This window comes from Mucilaginibacter conchicola, from assembly GCF_003432115.1.
Classification (GTDB): domain Bacteria; phylum Bacteroidota; class Bacteroidia; order Sphingobacteriales; family Sphingobacteriaceae; genus Mucilaginibacter; species Mucilaginibacter conchicola.
On record NZ_QWDC01000003.1, the window covers coordinates 817,172 to 835,607 of the forward strand.

General features: G+C 51.4%; 19 protein-coding genes. 7 read left to right on the forward strand and 12 right to left on the reverse strand.

The genetic code is table 11. From position 1 onward, the window contains the following. Positions 1–129: 129 nt before the first annotated feature. Positions 130–621 carry a hypothetical protein gene (locus tag D0C36_RS20420; protein WP_117393542.1) on the forward strand — a complete coding sequence of 164 codons (492 nt, stop codon included), beginning with the start codon at positions 130–132 and terminating at the stop codon, positions 619–621. 149 nt (positions 622–770) lie between these two features. Further along, entirely contained in the window at positions 771–1,382 is a 612-nt protein-coding gene (locus tag D0C36_RS20425) for an SOS response-associated peptidase family protein (protein ID WP_117393543.1), read from the forward strand. Positions 1,383–1,484: 102 nt separating this feature from the next. Here the strand turns inward: D0C36_RS20425 and D0C36_RS24600 are convergent, their stop codons facing one another. The 5 genes from D0C36_RS24600 to D0C36_RS20445 form a co-directional block, all read right to left on the reverse strand. Further along, positions 1,485–1,631, reverse strand: a complete 147-nt coding sequence (locus D0C36_RS24600) for a hypothetical protein (RefSeq protein ID WP_158557163.1) — start codon at positions 1,629–1,631, stop codon at positions 1,485–1,487. Between the two features lie 2 nt (positions 1,632–1,633). Continuing rightward, positions 1,634–1,954: a hypothetical protein gene (locus tag D0C36_RS20430; RefSeq protein WP_117393544.1), complete on the reverse strand. Its 321-nt coding sequence runs from the start codon at positions 1,952–1,954 to the stop codon at positions 1,634–1,636. A 76-nt stretch (positions 1,955–2,030) separates the two neighbouring features. After that, a complete protein-coding gene (locus D0C36_RS20435; RefSeq protein ID WP_317126784.1) occupies positions 2,031–3,152 on the reverse strand; it encodes an AI-2E family transporter in 1,122 nt (373 codons plus the stop codon). A gap of 84 nt (positions 3,153–3,236) precedes the next feature. After that, positions 3,237–3,608 (reverse strand): response regulator, encoded by a 372-nt coding sequence (locus tag D0C36_RS20440; RefSeq protein ID WP_158557164.1) that lies wholly within the window; start codon positions 3,606–3,608, stop codon positions 3,237–3,239. A gap of 131 nt (positions 3,609–3,739) precedes the next feature. Beyond that, positions 3,740–4,123, reverse strand: a complete 384-nt coding sequence (locus tag D0C36_RS20445; protein ID WP_117393546.1) for a response regulator transcription factor — start codon at positions 4,121–4,123, stop codon at positions 3,740–3,742. Positions 4,124–4,604: 481 nt separating this feature from the next. On the opposite strand from D0C36_RS20445, the gene D0C36_RS20455 reads away from it, so the two are divergent. Both D0C36_RS20455 and D0C36_RS20460 read left to right on the forward strand, forming a co-directional pair. After that, positions 4,605–5,294 carry a DUF4397 domain-containing protein gene (locus D0C36_RS20455; RefSeq protein WP_117393548.1) on the forward strand — a complete coding sequence of 230 codons (690 nt, stop codon included), beginning with the start codon at positions 4,605–4,607 and terminating at the stop codon, positions 5,292–5,294. Between the two features lie 1,064 nt (positions 5,295–6,358). Then, entirely contained in the window at positions 6,359–7,186 is an 828-nt protein-coding gene (locus D0C36_RS20460) for a glycosyltransferase family 2 protein (RefSeq protein WP_199502068.1), read from the forward strand. An 8-nt stretch (positions 7,187–7,194) separates the two neighbouring features. Here the strand turns inward: D0C36_RS20460 and D0C36_RS20465 are convergent, their stop codons facing one another. Then, the gene (locus tag D0C36_RS20465; protein WP_117393549.1) at positions 7,195–8,262 is read right to left on the reverse strand and encodes a glycosyltransferase; all 1,068 of its coding nucleotides are present in this window, start codon (positions 8,260–8,262) and stop codon (positions 7,195–7,197) included. Next, entirely contained in the window at positions 8,252–9,337 is a 1,086-nt protein-coding gene (locus tag D0C36_RS20470) for a glycosyltransferase family 4 protein (protein ID WP_117393550.1), read from the reverse strand. Before D0C36_RS20470 ends, D0C36_RS20465 begins: the two co-directional genes overlap by 11 nt. Positions 9,338–9,945: 608 nt before the next feature. Between D0C36_RS20470 and D0C36_RS25015 the strand changes: the two genes are divergently transcribed. Together D0C36_RS25015 and D0C36_RS20480 are read left to right on the forward strand one after the other, a co-directional pair. Then, positions 9,946–10,278: a single-stranded DNA-binding protein gene (locus D0C36_RS25015; protein ID WP_117393551.1), complete on the forward strand. Its 333-nt coding sequence runs from the start codon at positions 9,946–9,948 to the stop codon at positions 10,276–10,278. Positions 10,279–10,502: 224 nt separating this feature from the next. Next, the gene (locus D0C36_RS20480; RefSeq protein ID WP_117393552.1) at positions 10,503–10,922 is read left to right on the forward strand and encodes a response regulator; all 420 of its coding nucleotides are present in this window, start codon (positions 10,503–10,505) and stop codon (positions 10,920–10,922) included. Positions 10,923–10,997: 75 nt separating this feature from the next. On the opposite strand, the gene D0C36_RS20485 is transcribed toward D0C36_RS20480, so the two are convergent. Next, positions 10,998–12,200 (reverse strand): YihY/virulence factor BrkB family protein, encoded by a 1,203-nt coding sequence (locus D0C36_RS20485; protein ID WP_317126785.1) that lies wholly within the window; start codon positions 12,198–12,200, stop codon positions 10,998–11,000. A 62-nt stretch (positions 12,201–12,262) separates the two neighbouring features. Then, positions 12,263–13,507, reverse strand: a complete 1,245-nt coding sequence (locus tag D0C36_RS20490) for a cation:proton antiporter (protein ID WP_117393553.1) — start codon at positions 13,505–13,507, stop codon at positions 12,263–12,265. 242 nt (positions 13,508–13,749) lie between these two features. On the opposite strand from D0C36_RS20490, the gene D0C36_RS20495 reads away from it, so the two are divergent. Then, entirely contained in the window at positions 13,750–15,879 is a 2,130-nt protein-coding gene (locus tag D0C36_RS20495; RefSeq protein ID WP_117393554.1) for an ATP-binding protein, read from the forward strand. Positions 15,880–15,964: 85 nt separating this feature from the next. On the opposite strand, the gene D0C36_RS20500 is transcribed toward D0C36_RS20495, so the two are convergent. The 3 genes from D0C36_RS20500 to D0C36_RS20510 form a co-directional block, all read right to left on the reverse strand. Next, on the reverse strand, positions 15,965–17,179 hold the full coding sequence (locus tag D0C36_RS20500; protein ID WP_117393555.1) for an FAD-dependent monooxygenase: 1,215 nt from the start codon (positions 17,177–17,179) through the stop codon (positions 15,965–15,967). Positions 17,180–17,414: 235 nt separating this feature from the next. Continuing rightward, positions 17,415–17,939, reverse strand: a complete 525-nt coding sequence (locus D0C36_RS20505) for a DUF892 family protein (protein ID WP_117393556.1) — start codon at positions 17,937–17,939, stop codon at positions 17,415–17,417. A gap of 1 nt (position 17,940) precedes the next feature. Next, positions 17,941–18,300 carry a response regulator gene (locus tag D0C36_RS20510; protein ID WP_117393557.1) on the reverse strand — a complete coding sequence of 120 codons (360 nt, stop codon included), beginning with the start codon at positions 18,298–18,300 and terminating at the stop codon, positions 17,941–17,943. Between the last annotated feature and the right edge of the window lie 136 nt (positions 18,301–18,436).

The following is an 18,436-nucleotide window of genomic DNA, read 5'->3' on the forward strand; positions in this document are numbered from 1 at the left end:
CAGCCGGGCAAAGCCCTTGCCGAAATTTTTTCTGCTGATGTACAGCGCATTGCCGGCAAGTGCGGGCAAGCCCGAGCTTTTTGGTCAAACCATCAGCCCAGGACCGCGTCTTATCAAAAGAGATACGATATGCTACGAAAACTTTCATTAGCCTTATGCACGGCCGTTATCCTGTCTGCCGGCTGCCACAGTAAAAAACAGGTTGTTCCGGATGATGCATACGCATACATCCGGGAAGCGCAGCAATTGCGTGTCCGCCTCGTGCCGGGAGCGGCGTCACCAAATGGAAAAAATACATTGGTTTCCTTTACCGTCACCAATCCTACCAATAAAGCGCTTCGTTTTTGCAAGTGGGAGACCCCATTTGAACCGCGCACGGGCAAATATTTTGAAGTAACAGACGCAAACGGAAATGAAGCAGCCTTTCAGGGCGCTATGGCCAGAAGGATAATGCCCCCGCCGGCATCCGCCTATATTACCGTACCCGCACACAACAGCGTAAAAACAGTGACCGACCTGGCGGATAGCTACAGGCTGACAGCACGCTCTTATGTAATCCGTTATACGGGCAGTGGCGTAAGCGGCTTACGCCCGGGCAATAAGATCAGTATTCGGTTGTAACGAACAACAAACTTGTTATTGCTCCTTGAAAACCGCAGATCCCATTACAGTCCGGTTGCTAGAAGCGTGTCAATCATAAGTATATTTTTAATTAATATTTTTTCTTATTTACTAAAATTATTAGTTTTGTATTCTAATATTTTTAGTATATGTGCGGACACGTAGAAATAGGCGAACAAAAAGATATTCAGATCATCAAGCGCGACGGCGGCAGCTACAGCGCCAAAAGCAATTCAGCCGGCAATCCCGGTTCTATGATGCCGGTCGTTACCGATGCCAACCCGGAGAAGGTCCAGCAGTTCCGCTGGGGCCTGCTGTCCATCGATGATGATAAGATCCATAGTAAGAACAAGCATGCGCGCGTCGAATCCCTGCACCTGGTTTCCACCTGGAGCAGCCTGGTCGGCCGTAAGCACTGCGTGGTACGCATACAAGCTTTTTTTGAGTACAACCGTGAGAGACAGATCACTTATAAGATCGAAAGGCGCGACGGGCAGCCCTTCTATATTGCTTGTCTCTGGGATATCTGGATGGATATCAAAAGCTCCATGCTGCTACCGACCTTTGTCATGATCACCGTACCGCCGAACGCCGCTATCAGCACGATCCATGACCGTATGCCTGCCATTCTCGAACGAAGCGACGTCAAGACCTGGATCAACAGCGGCCTGAGCGGGGAAGAGCGTGTCCGCCAGCTGAGGACCAGGCCATGCGCGCCGGAGAACCTGAAGATCTCCGTTCACAAAGATCACAAGAATTGACCTGCCGGGGCCTCCCGCTGCGGCAGAGGAAGAAATGCATAACCAAATAAAAAGCCCGGGCAATCGTCCGGGCTCTCGTTTCATAGGTAGAATTTATATAGATCAGGCGATAATGCCTGCATGTTGCACAATAAGGGACTTGATAACCGACAGCATGGGCCTGCGGCGCAAAAATATCGTTTTTACTACACAAGTGTCTTTTTTTACATCCGCTTTAGCGGGTTCCGGGTTAAGGTAAACAATTTTCATGATCAGGATGCTTTAGCGATCTGCAGTTCACGGGACCTTTTCAGGGGCGCAAGAGGCAGGGTTTTCTTATTCGAATCGATCTCCAGGTACTTTGCCTTTAATTTGCTGAGTAATTCAAAGCTGAAGGCGTCCTGGAGCGGCAAATGCCACATGCAGACCGTTTTGCTGTGCAAAGCCAGCCTATCAGCCGGCACCCGGCGGTTTTCGTGGTTGATATGCGTTAGGCCGGTCACTTCATCCGTATCGAAGATGACGAAGGTGTCGATCAGCCTTCCCGCGTCATCAGTATAAATTACGGAAGCATTGGCATTAAAGTTTTTCATCATTCTAAACATTGCGAATAGCGTGCCAGTAATGACGATTCAAAATAAAAAAGGTCCGCTCCATAAGAAAACTACCTCATTTAACCGTTGTTGGTTCCTCTGCCACCTTTTTCTTTTTGCGGAAGGCAGGGAACTTCATCGGACTGTGCTGCGGGCGTTCATCCCCCAACAATACGCCCCATTGCCTGAACTGTTCCGAGCGGTCAAAGATGATCTTCAGCACGGCAATGATCGGCAGGGCAAGGAACATCGCTGAAATACCGCCCATTGTGCCCGCCAGGATCACCCCGACAATGGCTGCCAGCGCGTTGATCTTTACTTTCGACCCCACGATCCTTGGCATCAGGATATTATTGTCCAGGAACTGTACCACAGCGATAGCGCCCAGTACAATGAAGATAGGCGAGATTTCCTGCGAGGATGCCAGCGTGATCAGTACACCCAGTATATTGCCGATGAGCGCACCCAGATAGGGGATCAGGTTCAGGAAGGCGAAGATTACGCCGATCAGCAGGGCATGTTTGATGCCGAAAAGAAACAGGATCCCGCCGAGCAGTACCGTGATATAGCTGATCTGGATCAGCAGGCCGATGAGGTAACTCTTGATGATGCTCTCGCTTGCCCGCATACCTTCTTTGACCTTATGATGCTGCGCCTGATCAAACCACATGAACACGAAGCGCATCAGCAGGTTCTTGTAGAGCAGGATAAGATAAATATAAATCGGTATCAGGCCGAAGAACAAAAGGATATTACCCACCGATCCGGCCATTACGCTCAGTACAGCGCCTGCAGAATTGAGCAGTTTATTGCTTTGTTCGTCCAGGAACCTGAGCTGCTCGGCGGCTGAATAATTGAAACGGTCCGAGATCCAGCGGCTGAGCGCACCGAGATGTCGCGATACATTCTCTTTGATCTGCGGAAGGTCAGCGACCAGTGATCCGATCTGCGCAGAAAAGAACAAGACCACCAGGCCCAGGAAAATGAACAGCATCAGGATCGGCAGAAAGATCGCCAGCACTTCCGGCACTTTCAGCCTGCGGAAAAAGCGAAGCGCAGGAAGCAGCATCAGGCTGATAAAAAACGCCATGAGCAGCGGCATGATCAGGTTCTGCCCGATGACGAACAGCGTACCGGCAAGTGCCAGTCCCATCAGTTCGATCGAGCGTTTAACGGTTACAGGTAATTCTTTCAGCATAGTAGTTTATTTAGCAGGGGTGCATTCTTTTAGCAAAAAGGTGTTTAATATCAGTGTGTCCGGCGCCGCGGTCAGGCCGGACGATTAACGGCTAACGGCCAGCAGCGAAGACACCGCCGAGATAAGCTCATCGTTGTCAAAGGGCTTTTCAATGATCCGGTCCGCCCCGTAATCACCCAGCGAACCCAGCAGCTTTCCATAGCCTGAAAGGATAATGACCGGCAGATGCGCGGTATCCGTTCCGCGCTTAAGGGCGCTGCAATATTCGCCCCCGTTGATCCCTTCCAGGATATAATCCGTAATGATCAGGTCAGGCCGGAGTTCACGCACCGTTGAAACGATATCATCCGCTTCGGCAAGCGCCGTGAACCGGTATCCGTTATTTTCAAAAAGCGTTCTCAGCAGTTCCGTTATATCTCCGTTGTCTTCGACGAGCAGTATATGTTTTGTTTCCATGTTTAATTCCCTGTTTCCGGCCATTCAGGACGGAGGTGCGCGGGAAGTGCAATAACCGTGCTATAAACGGAAGCCGGGCATTAAAACCGTTCGCGACAGCAGGCCGGATCGCGCAAAAGCACTGGCCCGGTTTAAGCGGCGTATCTTTTCACCTGACCGACCAGGTCAGCGATATCAAAGGGCTTGTTCAGGTAATTGTCCGCACGGCAGTTCTTTTCGTGCATCGTATGCCAGCCATGCGTGGCAGAAACGATCACCACCGGGATATTCATTGTTTCAGAAAGCCCCTTAAGATGCTTGCAGATATCTCTGCCGTCGGCATCGCCGAGCATCACGTCCAGCAGGATCATATCCGGGTGCACCGACAGAACGGTTTCGATCACATGGCTGCCATTTCCAAGTTCAGCGACCTGGTAACCCTCATCCTGCAGGATGTAAGAAATGACCGAACGGATATCCTCGTCGTCATCTACGACCAGTATCGTTTTATTTTGTGTTGCCCTTTGCTGTTCCATGCATACCGGAACTCAATCTGTATGCCAATGTTCCCGGCGCTTCAACGAAAAACAACGGCCCTTTCACCAGCCCGGTCCGCCGCAGCGGAAAAGATGCAGCAGCCGGCCCGCCCCCCGTCAGCAAAACGCCGCCCGCGCACACGCAGCGGCCTTTGGAAATTGAAGGCCGCATAAACGGATACCGGCATCGCAGGCATCCCGCAGGCGCTGTGGGAAGCCTGAGCAAAGCGCCTCAATGCCCGCCCGGCATGCACCGCTGCACCATTGCGCCCCCGTATCAGCGGAATAGTCCTTTACGGCAAAAAGCCGTGGACAGTGAATCCCGGGCGGAAAGAAATGGATCATCCGGGGGAACCTGCTTAAAAACACAGACAGTGTTGTACAGGCAATCATACAATGATTTGCTTTTTTTCGGCTGAAAAGCGGGTTAAAACGCAACGGCACCGCATTTGAATAAGCCCCGGAAAAAAATCATACCTCTATGAAATTAACATCAACACTTCGTAACATTAAATTTTTGTCTTTTGCCTTCACGGCATCCGCTGCGGTCCTTTTCTCATCCTGTGATAAGAACAATGATCCTAACAGTACTTCCGGGCAAGCACAGGTACGGATCACCAACGCCGTGGAAGGTTCAGCTTCCCAGGAACTGTATCTCGACGGCAACAAGCTCAGCACGTCTGCGGTCGCTTACGGCAGCAGCTCGGATTACCTGCAAACCAATACCGGCGACCGCCAGGCGCAGTTCCGCAATGCGGGTTCCGCAGACGTCAATACGGCCTTCAGCGTCAAACTGGAGAACGGCAAACATTACAGCGTTTATTACGCGGGAAATGCATCCGCCAAAAGCTCCCTGGTGACCGAGGACGATATGAGCGCACCTTCTTCCGGTAAAGCAAAAGTACGCTTCGTACACCTGGCTGCCGCTGTCAGTAACAGCGTAGACTTTGGCCTGGGCGCAACGACTAAACTGTTTACCAATGTGGCCTACAAAGCAGCCTCTGTTTACAAAGAAGTAGAAGCTAGCAGCCATTTCTTTTTATACCTGGCTGGTTCCGCAGATGTAAAGCTGGATATGAATACCACGATACAGGCAGGTAAGATCTACACCATTTACGTGTCGGGCTCGACTTTGGCTACCCTGAAATACCACGTGATCGCCGAAAATTAATCAAGGCCGCCATTTCACAGATGGATCCCTGATTACCCGATTGTCATACAGAAAGGCTTCCGTTCAGCGCGGAAGCCTTTTTGTTTACTATGAGCGGAAGTGCATGTACTACAGCTGCTAAAGGCGAAAGTTCCGGGGCGTTTCCGCCGGGGAGCTATTCTCAATGAATAAAAAATGGATATAAAGCCTGCGGCGCCGCAACCGCGCTATCGTCTGATCCGGATCCATTTACCCGTACCCGGTCTGGTGTTGACCTCCGTGCAGGAACATTCCAGGCAACTCCGCTCGCCCTGGCTTTCATACCGCCAGTGATGCGCGCCGATCAGGCAAAGTATTTTTGAAAACAGATTATTCATAGACAGCGGCAATATAGCAAGCCGCGATCATTTCCCGCCGCTTAACGCCACCAGGTTGTAAGGATTCTACGGCTAATTTAACGCACCGGGTTTTTCTTACGGCCTGCGTATTAAACGGGTTCGTGTGCAAACATTCCGGGCGGCGGTACGTTGAATCTTACATGTTTTCCGCATTACATATACCTGCCGGATCGCTATCGCGTCTGTCAGCAGATACCATCGTTTTTCTCGCCATTTTTACCCTGATGTTGTGGATGATTTTCTCCCAGCTTAAAGAACAGGAAAGAGCCAGGAAGGGGCGTAACACCGCGCTGGAGAGGGCCGTCCTGGATCACTATTACCAGTCCTTCAAAACAGCCGTCGGCCGCTACGTCCGGATGTTTTTATAGACCGCCCGTGAGACCACGCTGCGCAGTGCGAAGAAAAACACCACGCCCGGCCCGCAGTGATCAATTGCGTTTTATCGGCAAAAATCTTTAAAATTGTAAGTATCAAAATTAGTATGTTCCGTTGCCGCAAAACGGTAACGGAAATTATGTGCAATGTGAACGTTTGTCCCGCGAGGGGGCGAACGTTCATTTTTTTTAGCAACACGTCGTTGCAATCCGGCTTCCGCAGGGCCCTTCAAAAATGCCCGGCTTTCCGTCCCCGGGAAAATTTCGCTGCGGCTCAAACATACCCGCCCTTATTTCCTTACATGAGCAGAGTATGATAAATAAAGCGATCAGTGTACTTACCATCGTACACCAAAGAAAAGAAGCACTGGATAACCTCTTGGCCGGACTAAGGCGCTCACAGGTGCTCCCCGGCGAGGTGATCATCGTACACATGAACGAAGCTGTCAGGGAATACCCACCACAGGGATATCCGCTCAGGACACACCAGATCATGGCGGAAGGTCATCTGCCCCTGGCCGAAGCCAGGAACCTGGCGGCCGCGAAAGCGAACGGAGATAAACTCGTTTTTCTTGATGCCGACTGTATACCCGCGCCGGACCTGACCGGAAGGTACGCCGCCGCCCTGGAGGGCCCGCAGACGCTCTGGACAGGCGCGGTCCGTTACCTGCAAAACGGCGCTGCCCGCAACCCGGAACTTTTTGACCGCCTGGAAGAACTCAGCCGTCCCGATCCGGTCAGGGATCACCGTTCGGCCATACGTTACGAACTTTTCTGGTCGCTGAATTTCGGCTGCAGCAAAGCAACCTTTTCACGCATCGGCGGATTTGATCCGGCGTTCTGCGGCTATGGGGGAGAAGATACCGACTTTGCATTTTCCGCCCGAAGGCAGGGCGTTCCCGTGCAGTGGACAGCAGCCCTTGCTTATCACCAGCACCACGCCAGTTACGATCCGCCGCTGAACCACTTGGCTGACATTGTAAAGAACGCAAAAGTTTTCAAAGCAAAATGGGGAAGCTGGCCGATGGAGGGCTGGCTGCAGAAATTTGCGGCAGCGGGTTTTATCCGCTGGGATGATGAGGATCTGAGTATCCTCAGGCTGCCCGCCGAGGCGGAGATCGTGGCCGCGCTGAAGTTATAACAAAGTGATCAAACAGCCCCGCCGAACAACTCTTGGTAAACCGACAGGATGCCCCCGGCAGCATGCTCCAGGGCGCCGGGATCGATCACCCCTGGCCAATCCGCCGCGCCCCCGGAGGCTATTTGCAAGAGTCTGGCCCAGTCGGTAGAATAAAGCGCGCCGGGGTTAACTACAAGCGCCAGGCCTGATTCGGCAAGCAAACCGGCTTTTTCCTGCTGCTCATCAAATGGTCGCGCTTCGGGAACAGTAATAAATCGTTTGCCCAGCGAAGCCATTTCCATCACCGTGTTATGGCCGGTATTACCGATCACTACACGTGCCCGGCGCAGGATCGGCAGGGGTTCGGGAACTTTACCCAAAAACCTGAGGTTTCCCGGCAGCTCTGTTCTGTCCGGGCTTTCCAGCCCCAGGATCCTGAAGGTCCAGCCGGGGCAGGCGCCCGCGATATGAAACGCAAAAGCATGGTCTATACTGGTGCCCCCCGTTCCGGTCATGATCACTACCGTTTTATCATCTTCCTCAAAGCCCCCCCGGTCCCCAATGGCGTAACGGCTGAAGCCGCCCGTATAGATCGTCTTATTGCGCAGCCAGTCCGGTTCGGGCCGCTCCATCGCCCCCGGATATGGCGCGAGCAGGGCAGAGGCGCTCTGATAAGCAGCCCTGTGGGCCGGATCATCACGCCTGCCATGCTGTCTGACCACGATCGTGGGTACGCCGCACAGCCGGGCCAGTAATGCAGTTTCTACAGAAACATCGACGATCAGCAGCAGCGGAAAGGTCTTTTCAAAAAAGGCAGTCAGTATCGCATTCCTCTGCCTTAATCCGCCGATATTCAGCGGCGCGTAGTGCAGGCAATCAGGCCCGCGGGGATCCGTATGATAATGGTCATGAGCCGCCGGGGTATCCGCCGGCAGACGGATGCAACGGATCTCCGAAGGGATCAGTGCTGAATAAGGCTCAAGGCCGCTGCCCAGAAAGGTTACGTCGCAGCCATTCAGCGCCCGGCTCAAAGCCAGCGCACGCATCACATGGCCTGAACCATGGTGGTGAACGTAAAAAGCGATATTAGCCCGCATGCGCTAAGTTCCTGGCGTGAACGACCTCCTCGAAAAGGTTCTCATAAGCATCGGTCATGTGCCCGGCGTCCAGCGTCGTCTCCGCGCGCTTTCTGCAGGCGGCCCTGTCAAGGAGCGCTGCGTTACGGATACATTCGGCCAGTTCATCCGTCCGGTTGCTGGTGGTCAGGCAACCCGTTTGCTCGCAAAGGATATAAGGAAGCGCGCCGCGGGCGATGCCGGCTACCGGCGTTCCGCAGGCCAGGCTTTCGGCAACGACCAGCCCGAAGGGTTCATCCCAGCAGGGAGTGATCACGCTTACGTCGGCGTTGCCGATCAGTTCGTTCAGCTGTGCATGATCGCAGGCGCCCACCAGCTCCACCTGATCATCCAGCAGCGGCGCGACATAAACATCAAAGTAGTTGCGGTCGGCAATGGTCCCGGCAATCTTGATCTTCCGGCCCGCTTTTTTGGCCGCCCCGATGGCCAGGTGCGTGCCTTTGTCGGGATGGATCCGCCCGAACCAGATCACATAACCGCCTGAAGGATCGGCATTGAATTGCCAGCCCGCGGTATCCACGCCGTTATTGATCACCTGGCAATCTTTTACAAAAGGTTTCCAGGCCTCCGCATTTGACCTCGAAACGCTTACATAGCGGATCTGCCCGAGTTTCTGTTCGTGCGCCATGGCGCGCTTCAGCTCGAAGATCGGCGGGGTATGCAGGACGGTCACCATCGGCGTTCGGATGAGCGAGGCCATCGTTACGGGTACATAGTTCAGGCTGTTATTAAAAATGATATCATGTCCCTGCCCGTCGATATCCTGCATCAGTTCCAAGTAGGCGTGGTGCGTCGAAATAAAGTCCTCGCTCAACTCATGCGAGCGGAAACGGCTGAACGTCTCCCGATCATAGTCCGTATCGCTCAGGATCACTTTGACATTGAGCTCCGGGTCGGAAAGCTCGCTCGCATAAAGCGTGATCTGGTGACCACGCGCTTTCAGGCGCTTGCAAATATCATGTGTAAAGGCTTCAAGCCCGCCCATATAAGGTTTGCGGATAGGATGTTTCAGGTGGGCGATGATGCCGATATTCATAAATTTATAGTTAAATATTTATTTTAAAACTACCGTAATAGCATTATGTTTGAAGTGGGCCAGCATTTTTTGGCACCGCAGGGACAAGCCGGACCCGACCGGGGAACTCTGGATAACCAGTCCCGGGCATAACTTCTCAAATAGCTGTATGTTAATGCATTACCAGTACCTGCATGCATTCACCCAATCCGGAAATACGGAAGGTTCCGGCCCGCAAATGCTGCTTCCTGTTCCGGTTTAAAACACCGCTGAAAGCGTAGTAACAATACTTTAGCTTTAACCGGGATGTTTCCGTGCAAACATTCGGATAGTTTTATTCTTATAAGGAGTATGAAGATGCATGGTTAAAAGATGGCCTGGCGTGCCGCTCATCAGTCATCCCGTATCGGGACCGGTTTTTACGGACGCCGGGCTGCCTGAAATCTGCTTCGTATCCGTGGGAGATTCCGGAACCCGGCGAAGTTATGGGAAAGCAAAGATACCTTTTCCGCGCGGAGCAGATCCCGCCACAGCAGATACAGCGGATCATCCATCAGGCGCCGGGCGGGTGACAGACCGTTCCCCACCCTTTTTTTAGTAGCTTCGCCCGTATATATAGTTAATCGCAAATGGTAAAAAACTCAATCAACAAGATCCTGCTATTAGGTAAGATCGTCCGGGGACCGCATAAGGATCCCGACCGCCGGGACACAGACCACCTATGCTTTGTATTGATGACATCCGAAAACCGCTTGAAGGATGACAGGCCTTTCGTACATGAAGAACACCACCAGATCGAAGTTTCCCCATCTATGCTCCCTCCCGGCACGGAACTGCAGGAAGGCACGGTCGTTTACCTGGAAGGAAAGATCCGTACACGGTGCCGGACAGACGACGGAGGCGTTAAAAGATACCAAACGAGTGTCATCGCCCATTCTGTGGAGTTGTTGACCGTTTCCTGAGTTTCTGCGGAAGAAAAAAACGTACAATGGATATTAACTTTAACTGTAAATTAAAAATTATATTATAAATAAATTGTATATCTCTCTGAATCGTCCGACATTTACTCCCAAACGGTTTAAAGTCTGATCCCGGTCGGTCTGCGAAGATGAGCATTAGCATCGTTTTTCAGCGCGGCTTCATCGCTTTCAGCTTAACAAGTTTTAAACCATGCTGAAAGCGAATCATGAAAAAAATCTTATTGCTGGACGATAACCCGGATGTGATCCAGATCGTCGAAGAAGTACTGGCCTACGACCATTACGAAGTTCAAAGCACGCAGACCTGCGTGGATTTCCTGGAGACCATACAAAGTTGCAAACCTGATGTGATCATGCTCGATTACGCCCTTTCGGACGGCAACGGCGGGGAACTCTGCAAAGCGATCAAGGCGCACCCCCGGACATCGGATATTCCGGTGATCATCTTTTCGGCATACAGCAGGCCCGGGCTCGACTTTATAAAGGAATTTGGCAGCGACGCTTTCCTGGCCAAACCCTTTGGTATCGACGATCTTCTGAAAACGGTTACGGAGGTAATGCAAAAGAAAAGCCTTCTGCCTGTTGAAACACTTCCCCCGCTAAGAACCCTCTCGGGTAAAAACTGAGACCTCATACCAGGCCGGTCCGGAAAGCGCTGCGTATAAATTTTTGAAGCGGCGATGTATCCTTACCGCGCTCTCTTATCTGCTTTTACCGATCTGGTGTTTGGGCGGCACTACGGCAACATTCTGTTCTGCCTCCTTTTGCTCTACATGGACGGCGAACTCCGAAGGCGCTATCCGGACGCCATAGAAATCTGCATACGCACGCGTAAATTCAGCCCCGAAGTAAAGTATTGCTGCGGTATAATAGACCCAAAGCAATATGACGATCAGTGAGCCCGCCGCGCCGTAGGTAGAGCTCGTACCGCTTTTTTCAATATAGATCCCGATCACGACCCTCCCGATCATAAACAATACAGCGGTGAACAGCGCCCCGGACCGTACGTCCTTCCACCTGACCTTTGCGTCCGGCAGTACTTTAAAGATCACGCCGAACAGAACAGCGATAACGGCGAAGCTGATCAGCGCGTTGAGCATATTGAAGAAATTGACGGTGACCGCCGGTAAAAAATCTTTGAGATAATCGCTCGCAGCCAGCAGTGCGCCATTGATCACCAGGGAAACAAGAAGCAAGAACCCGATGGCAACAATTATGGACCCGGACAACAAACGGTTCTTCAGCAATTTGATCCAGCCTACTTTCGGCTTTGGTTTGACCTGCCAGATGATATTGATCGATTCCTGGATTTCGCCGAAGACAGTGGTCGCACCAAGTATCAGGGTCACTGCGCCAATGACCACGGAGACCGTCGACTTTCCGCTGGTCTGCAGGTTTTTCAGCATATCCTGGATCTGTTTGGCAGCATCGTTACCGACAAGCCCGTTGATCTCGTGGAATATCTTTCCCTGGGTAGCATCCTTGCCCAGGACCAGCCCCGCTATGGAAATGGCCAGTAACAGCAGGGGTGCCAGTGAAAAAATGGTATAATAAGCCAGCGAGGCACTGTACTTCAGGGCCAGGTCGTCGCTGAAACCGCTGAACGCCGCTTTCATTATCGTAAAACCATTCTTCAGTGCTTTTTTCGTAAAGTAATCTTTTAATGCCATAGGTTTCATATTGGTTGTGGATGATTCCGCCTGGTCGTCCGGGCTTATCTGCTGATGGGCGTCGGGTTGCTTCCGGTTCTTCTTTTTTCCCCATGGCGTCAACGTCCAGAGCGTCCGCCGGAGCGCCCCGGCATCGCTGAAGCGGGCCGCCAGTGCGGTTTCGGCCCTGCTGCTCCGGGCTTTCAGCTCAACGATGGCAGCTTTCAGGCCGTCGATATTTTCAATTTCCCCCATGCTTACAAAGCCTTATTCCGGCGGTTTGGTTTGCGCAAAGCGTAAATTGTCTGCCGGAACGCTCAGTATTGTTTTTTCATCGCATGCCGGATGACCCGGTTCAGCGTCAAACCCTGCACGACGACTGAAAAGATAACGACCATATAACTTGCGCTCAGGATGATATGCCGGTAGGGTCCTGCCGGTACGGAAAGGGCAAGGGCGACCGAAATGCCTCCGCGCACGCCTGCCCAGGTCAGGACAAGCATGTTGCTGTAATTGACCTCCAGCGCCCTTCTCAAAAAGATCAACGGCAAAAAGACGCTCAGCCAGCGGGCGATTAGGATGAAAAGCACCGACAAGATCCCGGTCAGCGGATAGCTCGTCAGGTAAGGCAGATTGATCATCTGCAGGCCGATCATTACAAAAAGCACCGTATTTAAAAGCTCATCAACCAGTCCCCAGAATTTGACCAGCGCCTCGTGCGAACGTTCATTTTCGTCCCCGTTGATCGTTTCGCTGCCGGCAAATAATCCGGCCGATACGGCGGCAAGAGGAATGGAGACCTCCAGGTAACTTCCAGCCACGGATATGCCCATGACCACCGACAGCGAGATAAGGACGATCGTCTGAAAGTCAGGCACCGTTTTCATCAGCCGGTGGCCGGCCATCCCGGTGATCACACCCAGCAAAATACCCCCGAAAGCTTCCCGGAAAAAAAATACCGCGGTCTTCCAAAGGTCCACCTCGTCCCTGCCCGAACGTATGGCTTCGAGTAGGGTAATGAACACTACCAGTCCCACGCCGTCGTTGAACAGGGACTCCCCGGAAATGATGGTGGAAAGGTGAGAGGGCAGTTTCGAGTGTTTGATGATGTTTCCGACGGAAACTGGGTCAGTCGGCGAGATCAGCGCGCCGAAGAGCAGGCAGTAGATCAGTGGGACCCGTATATGGAACAGTGCGCCTCCGAAATGAAAAATACAACCGAAAATGGCCGTTGACAGGAGAACACTTAAAGTACTGAGGATAAACACGGGACGGCGTTCACGCCTGAGCCGCCCGGTATTGGCACGGAAAGAGCCTGCAAACAATAAGAATCCCAGCAGGATATTCAGCACAGCGGAAGGAAAGTTGATGTCTTTTGCGAGCAGATTCAGGTGTTTTGCCGCAGCAGGATCGATCTTATTCACCAATAAGGTCAGCGCGGAGCCGGTGATGGCGATCGTAACGATGCCGATGCTGCCTGGCAATTTCAGGAAACGTACGTTCAGATAAGCGTAAAAGGCGCTGAGAATAACCAGCAATGCAATGATCACGAAAAGATCCATAGCTAAATATAAAAAAACCTTGTTTAAACCGGTAAACGAATTTGCAGTTGCACGGTTTGGGTAAGCTAGCGGTCCGCAGCAGCTTGGTTTTCCGGAACACCATATTTTTGTTCAAAGGAAACCGGAATTTTGTAAGAGATGACGGCCGGAATGATCTTTTGAAAAGCCGGTGCCGGAGAATATAGCAGGGCAGGTAACGTGATGTCGTAATTTGAGCTATATTAGTATTCTGAACAAATTTTATGTCCTTCAAACCCTTATCATTCTTTCTGATCGTTTTTTTACTCATCGATGCCGGAGCCCGTGGCCAGGAAGTGATTTCCTATGATCATCTTCCCCCCGAAGGTTTAAGCCTGGGCAAAGGATGGCGAATGACTACCATAGATAACCCTTCTTTTGCCAGAGTAGGGATCAATGACGCTGAATGGACGCCTATCGATCCCGCACTCGGCATGGACCAGCTTTCGCAACTCAAAAAGACAAGGATAGGATGGATGAGGATGCATTTCAAGGTAGGGGATCAACTTTCCCGACGGGCCTTATTGCTGTCGGTTTTTCAAAACTGCGCTTCTGAGATATACCTGGACGGGAAGCTGGTTAAAAAGTATGGAGTCCTCAGCTCGCGGCCGGCTTCCGTTGTACCGGTCGGCGCAAATCTGCCGCCTGAGGAAATCCGTCTTGACGGAGAGGGAGAGCATGTTTTTGCCGTGAGATTCGCGCCCTGGCAAACGGCGTTTTATATAAAAATGGATAATTCCTTTTTTATGCTGGGGCTGAATAGTTTCGACAACTGGCAGGCTGCCAGTCAGGCCGTGAACGAGAGTAACGGGGTGTACATCGTTCTACTGTCTGTTTTCTCCTTGTTGAGCCTGCTGCACCTGTCTTTTTACCGTTACGACCCGACCCAGCGTGCCAACCTTTATTTCAGCTGGTATGCCGTTATTTCGACCATTACTTTTTTTATGGTAGCGGCCCAGGCAAGTTTCCATGACCTCCGTTTGCACAGCTTAGTACGGTTACCTTCTTTTATATTGTCCCTGATGACCGGGATCTGGTCGGCAAGGGCGCTGAGTTCCCTTTTCGGGTTCAGAGCAAAAAAGCTGATCGCAGGCATGTGGGTGATCTACATCCTGAGCACGGTCAGCATCCTCCTCTATGGCTCAGGATTTTTGAATTTCGACGGTACGCTGATCCTGTTTACCTCGGTACACATTTTTTTGCTGGTCAAAGCGCTGACAGCACGCCGGCCCGGTGCAGGCATCATTGCCGCAGGATTTGGAGCTTCCGTTTTAGCAGCGATTGTATCTGCGGTCGTGCAGTACCGCGGGCTGCAGGTCGATATACGTTGGTTCCAAACCTTCGTCGGGGTTATTTACCTCGCGCCTGCGCTGGGCATTTCTTTATACCTGGCCCGTGAATTCGCTCTGAAAAGCAACCTGCTCCGGGATAAACTTGTCCAGGTCGAAAATTTATCTGCGCAAAACCTTGCTTATGAACAGGACAAGCAACAACTGCTTACCCACCAGAACGAAAAGCTGGAGATCCAGGTAAAGGAACGTACGTCGGCGCTGACCCGTTCCCTGGATGAACTCCGTACGGCACAGGATCAGCTGATCCAGGCTGCCAAGATGGCTTCCCTTGGTGAACTGACCGCCGGTATAGCCCACGAGATACAGAACCCATTAAATTTTGTGAACAATTTTTCAGAGGTCAGCGCCGAACTGATTTCTGAACTCGAAGAAGAGCTCGACAAAGGTGACCTGGAGGAAGCGAGGCATCTCAGCACAGACATCAGGCAGAACCTGGAAAAAATTAACCTGCACGGAAAGCGTGCGGATAATATTGTCAAAGGAATGCTGGAACATTCCCGCGTTTCGAATGGCAGCAGGGAGACGACAGACATGGTTAAACTCATCGAAGAATATTTCCGCCTGTCTTACCACGCCGTCAGAGCTAAAGACCGTTCCTTTAACGTTCAGGTCCTGCAACGGTATGAAGATAACCTCCCTCTGGTCACGCTGGCGCCGCAGGATATCGGCAGAGTACTCCTCAATATATTTAATAACGCTTTTTACGCCATGCGGCAGCGACTGAACCTGCACGAAAAAGATTATCAGCCCACCCTGGAATTAACGCTGACGCCATGTAATAGCATGCTCGAGATTAGCATTGCGGATAACGGGACAGGCATCCCGGAACCTGCGCTGAGTAAAATCATGCAACCTTTTTTTACGACAAAACCTGCGGGTGAGGGGACCGGCCTGGGCTTATCTTTAAGCTATGACATTATCGTAAAAGGGCATGGGGGTAAGATGGACATACGTAATCGTCCCGGGGGTGGCGCCATCGCCATGATCCTTTTATCTGTATAATGCCTTATGACCGGAACGAAATTCCGGTCACAAGGCTGCGCTACCCGCATTCTTTTCCTTTACTGAAACCCCCTAAAACCAGGTTTTAATCCTTGTAAACGGGTAATTCAAATGTCTTTGCCGGTGCTTTTTTGTTTCTGCTCAACCGCAGGGCCAGGTTTTTAACCAGCCTGCTTCCGAATATCCGGAACAAAAAGTTGATGAGCCTCACACCGGTCCTGCTTTCAGGATAGACCAATAAGGGTATGCCGGGCGGAAGTTTCTGCGCTTCGCGAACATAACTTTCCAGCTTTTGCCGGTAATTGAAAAAAGCGAGCTGATGGTCATCCGTTCCGGCGATCTCGCCTGCCAGGATATACGGACCGAGCATAGCCAGGTCGGTACCCTTGCCGGCGATGGGCGTAACACAATAAGCTGCATCCCCGGTCATCGCTGTTCTGCCCTTACTCCATACAGGCGAGATGACCTGGCTGAGACGCTCGAAGTATAGTTCACCGCTCTTGCTGATCTCTTCCGCAAGCCGGGGCGCTTCCCAGCCGGCATCTTTAATGGCCGCTGTCAGCGCTTTCTTTTGCTGTTCCGGGTCAAGGTTTTTGTAGGCTTTTTCCTTTGCCTTCAACGTAACGCTCGCGCGCGTGGTTCCGTAAGGATCAGGACGAAGTAAAAACACGATACCGCCCGGAGCGTTGCACCAGCGCGCCCAGCGGGTGTCCGTGTCTTGTTTTTCGATGGTAAAATAAGCCGTATAAAGGCCCAGATACCTGAATTTCACCACGTCTTTAAAAACCATAGCTCGGGTAGAAGAACCAATGCCTTCCGCGATCAGAACCAGACTATATTCTGCTTTTTTCCCGCCGGCAAACGACACTTCTGTGTGGCCGGCCTGTTCGCTGATACCCGTAATGTGATCACCAAAGCGATAAGAGACTTTGTCTTCTGTCAGTTCATAAAGTATCTTCACCAGGTCACCGCGCAAGATCTCCAGTTCCTGGGTCATACTCATCGGGTGACCTTTGGGAAACTCCGCAAGCACTTTGTTTTTTGTATCGACGAACCGGATACCCGCCTCAGTGGTATCTGCACGGCGGATCTTTTGCGCTATACCCATTTTCTGAGCGATCTCCCAGGCAGGTCCTTTCACGTCGATGTTTTGTCCGCCGAGCCTTAGTTCCGCAGCTTTTTCAACAACCGTCACCTCAAAACCATAGTGGTTAAGCCAATAGGCCAGTGTCAGCCCGGCAATGCTGGCGCCGGAAATAAGTATGTTTTTTCGTTGCTGTTTATCTTGCGCAGGAGGCATCGCTCATTAAGATTTAAAATTCATATAAAACAAAAGCGGAAACCGGACGAAGCGGGTTTTTTATCTGTAAACACGCCAAGCAAAAAGGTCAGCATCAGGTTTGAGTTAATTCATCACTAAAACAGTGCAATTCCGGACAGTGTAACACCAGGTAGCCGTTTGCAAAGGCTTCGAATCCGTATCTGTATGCAGTTTCTAAACCAGCGTTTCTTAAAGCACGGTGAATTCTTGATTCCTACTTTGCCGTGATGTATTTGGTCGCGATCAGTAACATGAGCGTCCGGTCGGTCCGCGCTTCGTTATAACATTCTTTGAGCAGCTGCTTCACCTGCTTGTCCTTTAATTTGACAGCGGCCATTTCGAGGATCTGGAAAGAAGCCATCTCTACGCTTTCGATCTGCTGCATATAATTTGCGATCGATAGGTCGCGAAGGCCGCGGTCGCGGCCCGTATAATGTTGGATGGAAGCGAATACGTCATCGATCATACCGATCATCGCCGCACAATTTTCCTTCGTGATCCTGGCGTCCATCATGGCCATCACCATCTCCATTCTGACCATCTGTTTTTGGACGTCGCTGACCGTTTCCAGGATCGCTTCGTGCAGGTCGATGTAATGTACATGAGCGGCAATCACCGGCAGCTTATCAACAAGATGGGCTTTGGCTGCATAGATCACATTCAGGTGGTCGATAAAAAACGCCGTCAGGTTCGTTTGTCCAAGCTCAATACGGTTAGCAGGTTCGGGTTGTTGTTCCATTTTACTTAAAATAATGTTTGATTTCGGTAAGCAAACTATCGATGTCAAACGGTTTTTTGATAAATCCGTCGGCCCCGCAGCCAAAAGCGATATCGCTGATGTTGGTTTCCCCGGATATCAACAGTACCGGTATCGGCGCATCCCTGAATTTCTGCTTGATAGCCGAGCAGATCTCCCCGCCGTTTTGCGGGGATCCGGCTATGCGGATATCCAGTATGACCAGGTCGGGCCCGATCTCAACGATCTGCTGCGCCGTCTCACTATGATTAGAGGTCACTATATTATAGCCCGCATCTTTAAATATCAGGCTGAAAATTTCCAGAAGATCTTCATCGTCATCAATGACCAGTATCCGTTTCATAGTTCACCGTTTTCCCTTGCACATCAAATACATCTCCAATTTTAATTTATATTACTACTTTTCTATTTAAAATTAAATTCAATTAAAATCTGATAAGATAAGAGGCGCAGGCAGGCTACCGTCCGGGAACAGTTAG

Bases quoted from the DNA above. Each gene is read 5' to 3' on its own strand.
- D0C36_RS20420 (WP_117393542.1), top strand. From the start codon at position 130: ATGCTACGAAAACTTTCATTAGCCTTATGCACGGCCGTTATCCTGTCT.
- D0C36_RS20425 (WP_117393543.1), top strand. From the start codon at position 771: ATGTGCGGACACGTAGAAATAGGCGAACAAAAAGATATTCAGATCATC.
- D0C36_RS24600 (WP_158557163.1), bottom strand. From the start codon at position 1,631: ATGAAAATTGTTTACCTTAACCCGGAACCCGCTAAAGCGGATGTAAAA.
- D0C36_RS20430 (WP_117393544.1), bottom strand. From the start codon at position 1,954: ATGAAAAACTTTAATGCCAATGCTTCCGTAATTTATACTGATGACGCG.
- D0C36_RS20435 (WP_317126784.1), bottom strand. From the start codon at position 3,152: ATGCTGAAAGAATTACCTGTAACCGTTAAACGCTCGATCGAACTGATG.
- D0C36_RS20440 (WP_158557164.1), bottom strand. From the start codon at position 3,608: ATGGAAACAAAACATATACTGCTCGTCGAAGACAACGGAGATATAACG.
- D0C36_RS20445 (WP_117393546.1), bottom strand. From the start codon at position 4,123: ATGGAACAGCAAAGGGCAACACAAAATAAAACGATACTGGTCGTAGAT.
- D0C36_RS20455 (WP_117393548.1), top strand. From the start codon at position 4,605: ATGAAATTAACATCAACACTTCGTAACATTAAATTTTTGTCTTTTGCC.
- D0C36_RS20460 (WP_199502068.1), top strand. From the start codon at position 6,359: ATGATAAATAAAGCGATCAGTGTACTTACCATCGTACACCAAAGAAAA.
- D0C36_RS20465 (WP_117393549.1), bottom strand. From the start codon at position 8,262: ATGCGGGCTAATATCGCTTTTTACGTTCACCACCATGGTTCAGGCCAT.
- D0C36_RS20470 (WP_117393550.1), bottom strand. From the start codon at position 9,337: ATGAATATCGGCATCATCGCCCACCTGAAACATCCTATCCGCAAACCT.
- D0C36_RS25015 (WP_117393551.1), top strand. From the start codon at position 9,946: ATGGTAAAAAACTCAATCAACAAGATCCTGCTATTAGGTAAGATCGTC.
- D0C36_RS20480 (WP_117393552.1), top strand. From the start codon at position 10,503: ATGAAAAAAATCTTATTGCTGGACGATAACCCGGATGTGATCCAGATC.
- D0C36_RS20485 (WP_317126785.1), bottom strand. From the start codon at position 12,200: ATGGGGGAAATTGAAAATATCGACGGCCTGAAAGCTGCCATCGTTGAG.
- D0C36_RS20490 (WP_117393553.1), bottom strand. From the start codon at position 13,507: ATGGATCTTTTCGTGATCATTGCATTGCTGGTTATTCTCAGCGCCTTT.
- D0C36_RS20495 (WP_117393554.1), top strand. From the start codon at position 13,750: ATGTCCTTCAAACCCTTATCATTCTTTCTGATCGTTTTTTTACTCATC.
- D0C36_RS20500 (WP_117393555.1), bottom strand. From the start codon at position 17,179: ATGCCTCCTGCGCAAGATAAACAGCAACGAAAAAACATACTTATTTCC.
- D0C36_RS20505 (WP_117393556.1), bottom strand. From the start codon at position 17,939: ATGGAACAACAACCCGAACCTGCTAACCGTATTGAGCTTGGACAAACG.
- D0C36_RS20510 (WP_117393557.1), bottom strand. From the start codon at position 18,300: ATGAAACGGATACTGGTCATTGATGACGATGAAGATCTTCTGGAAATT.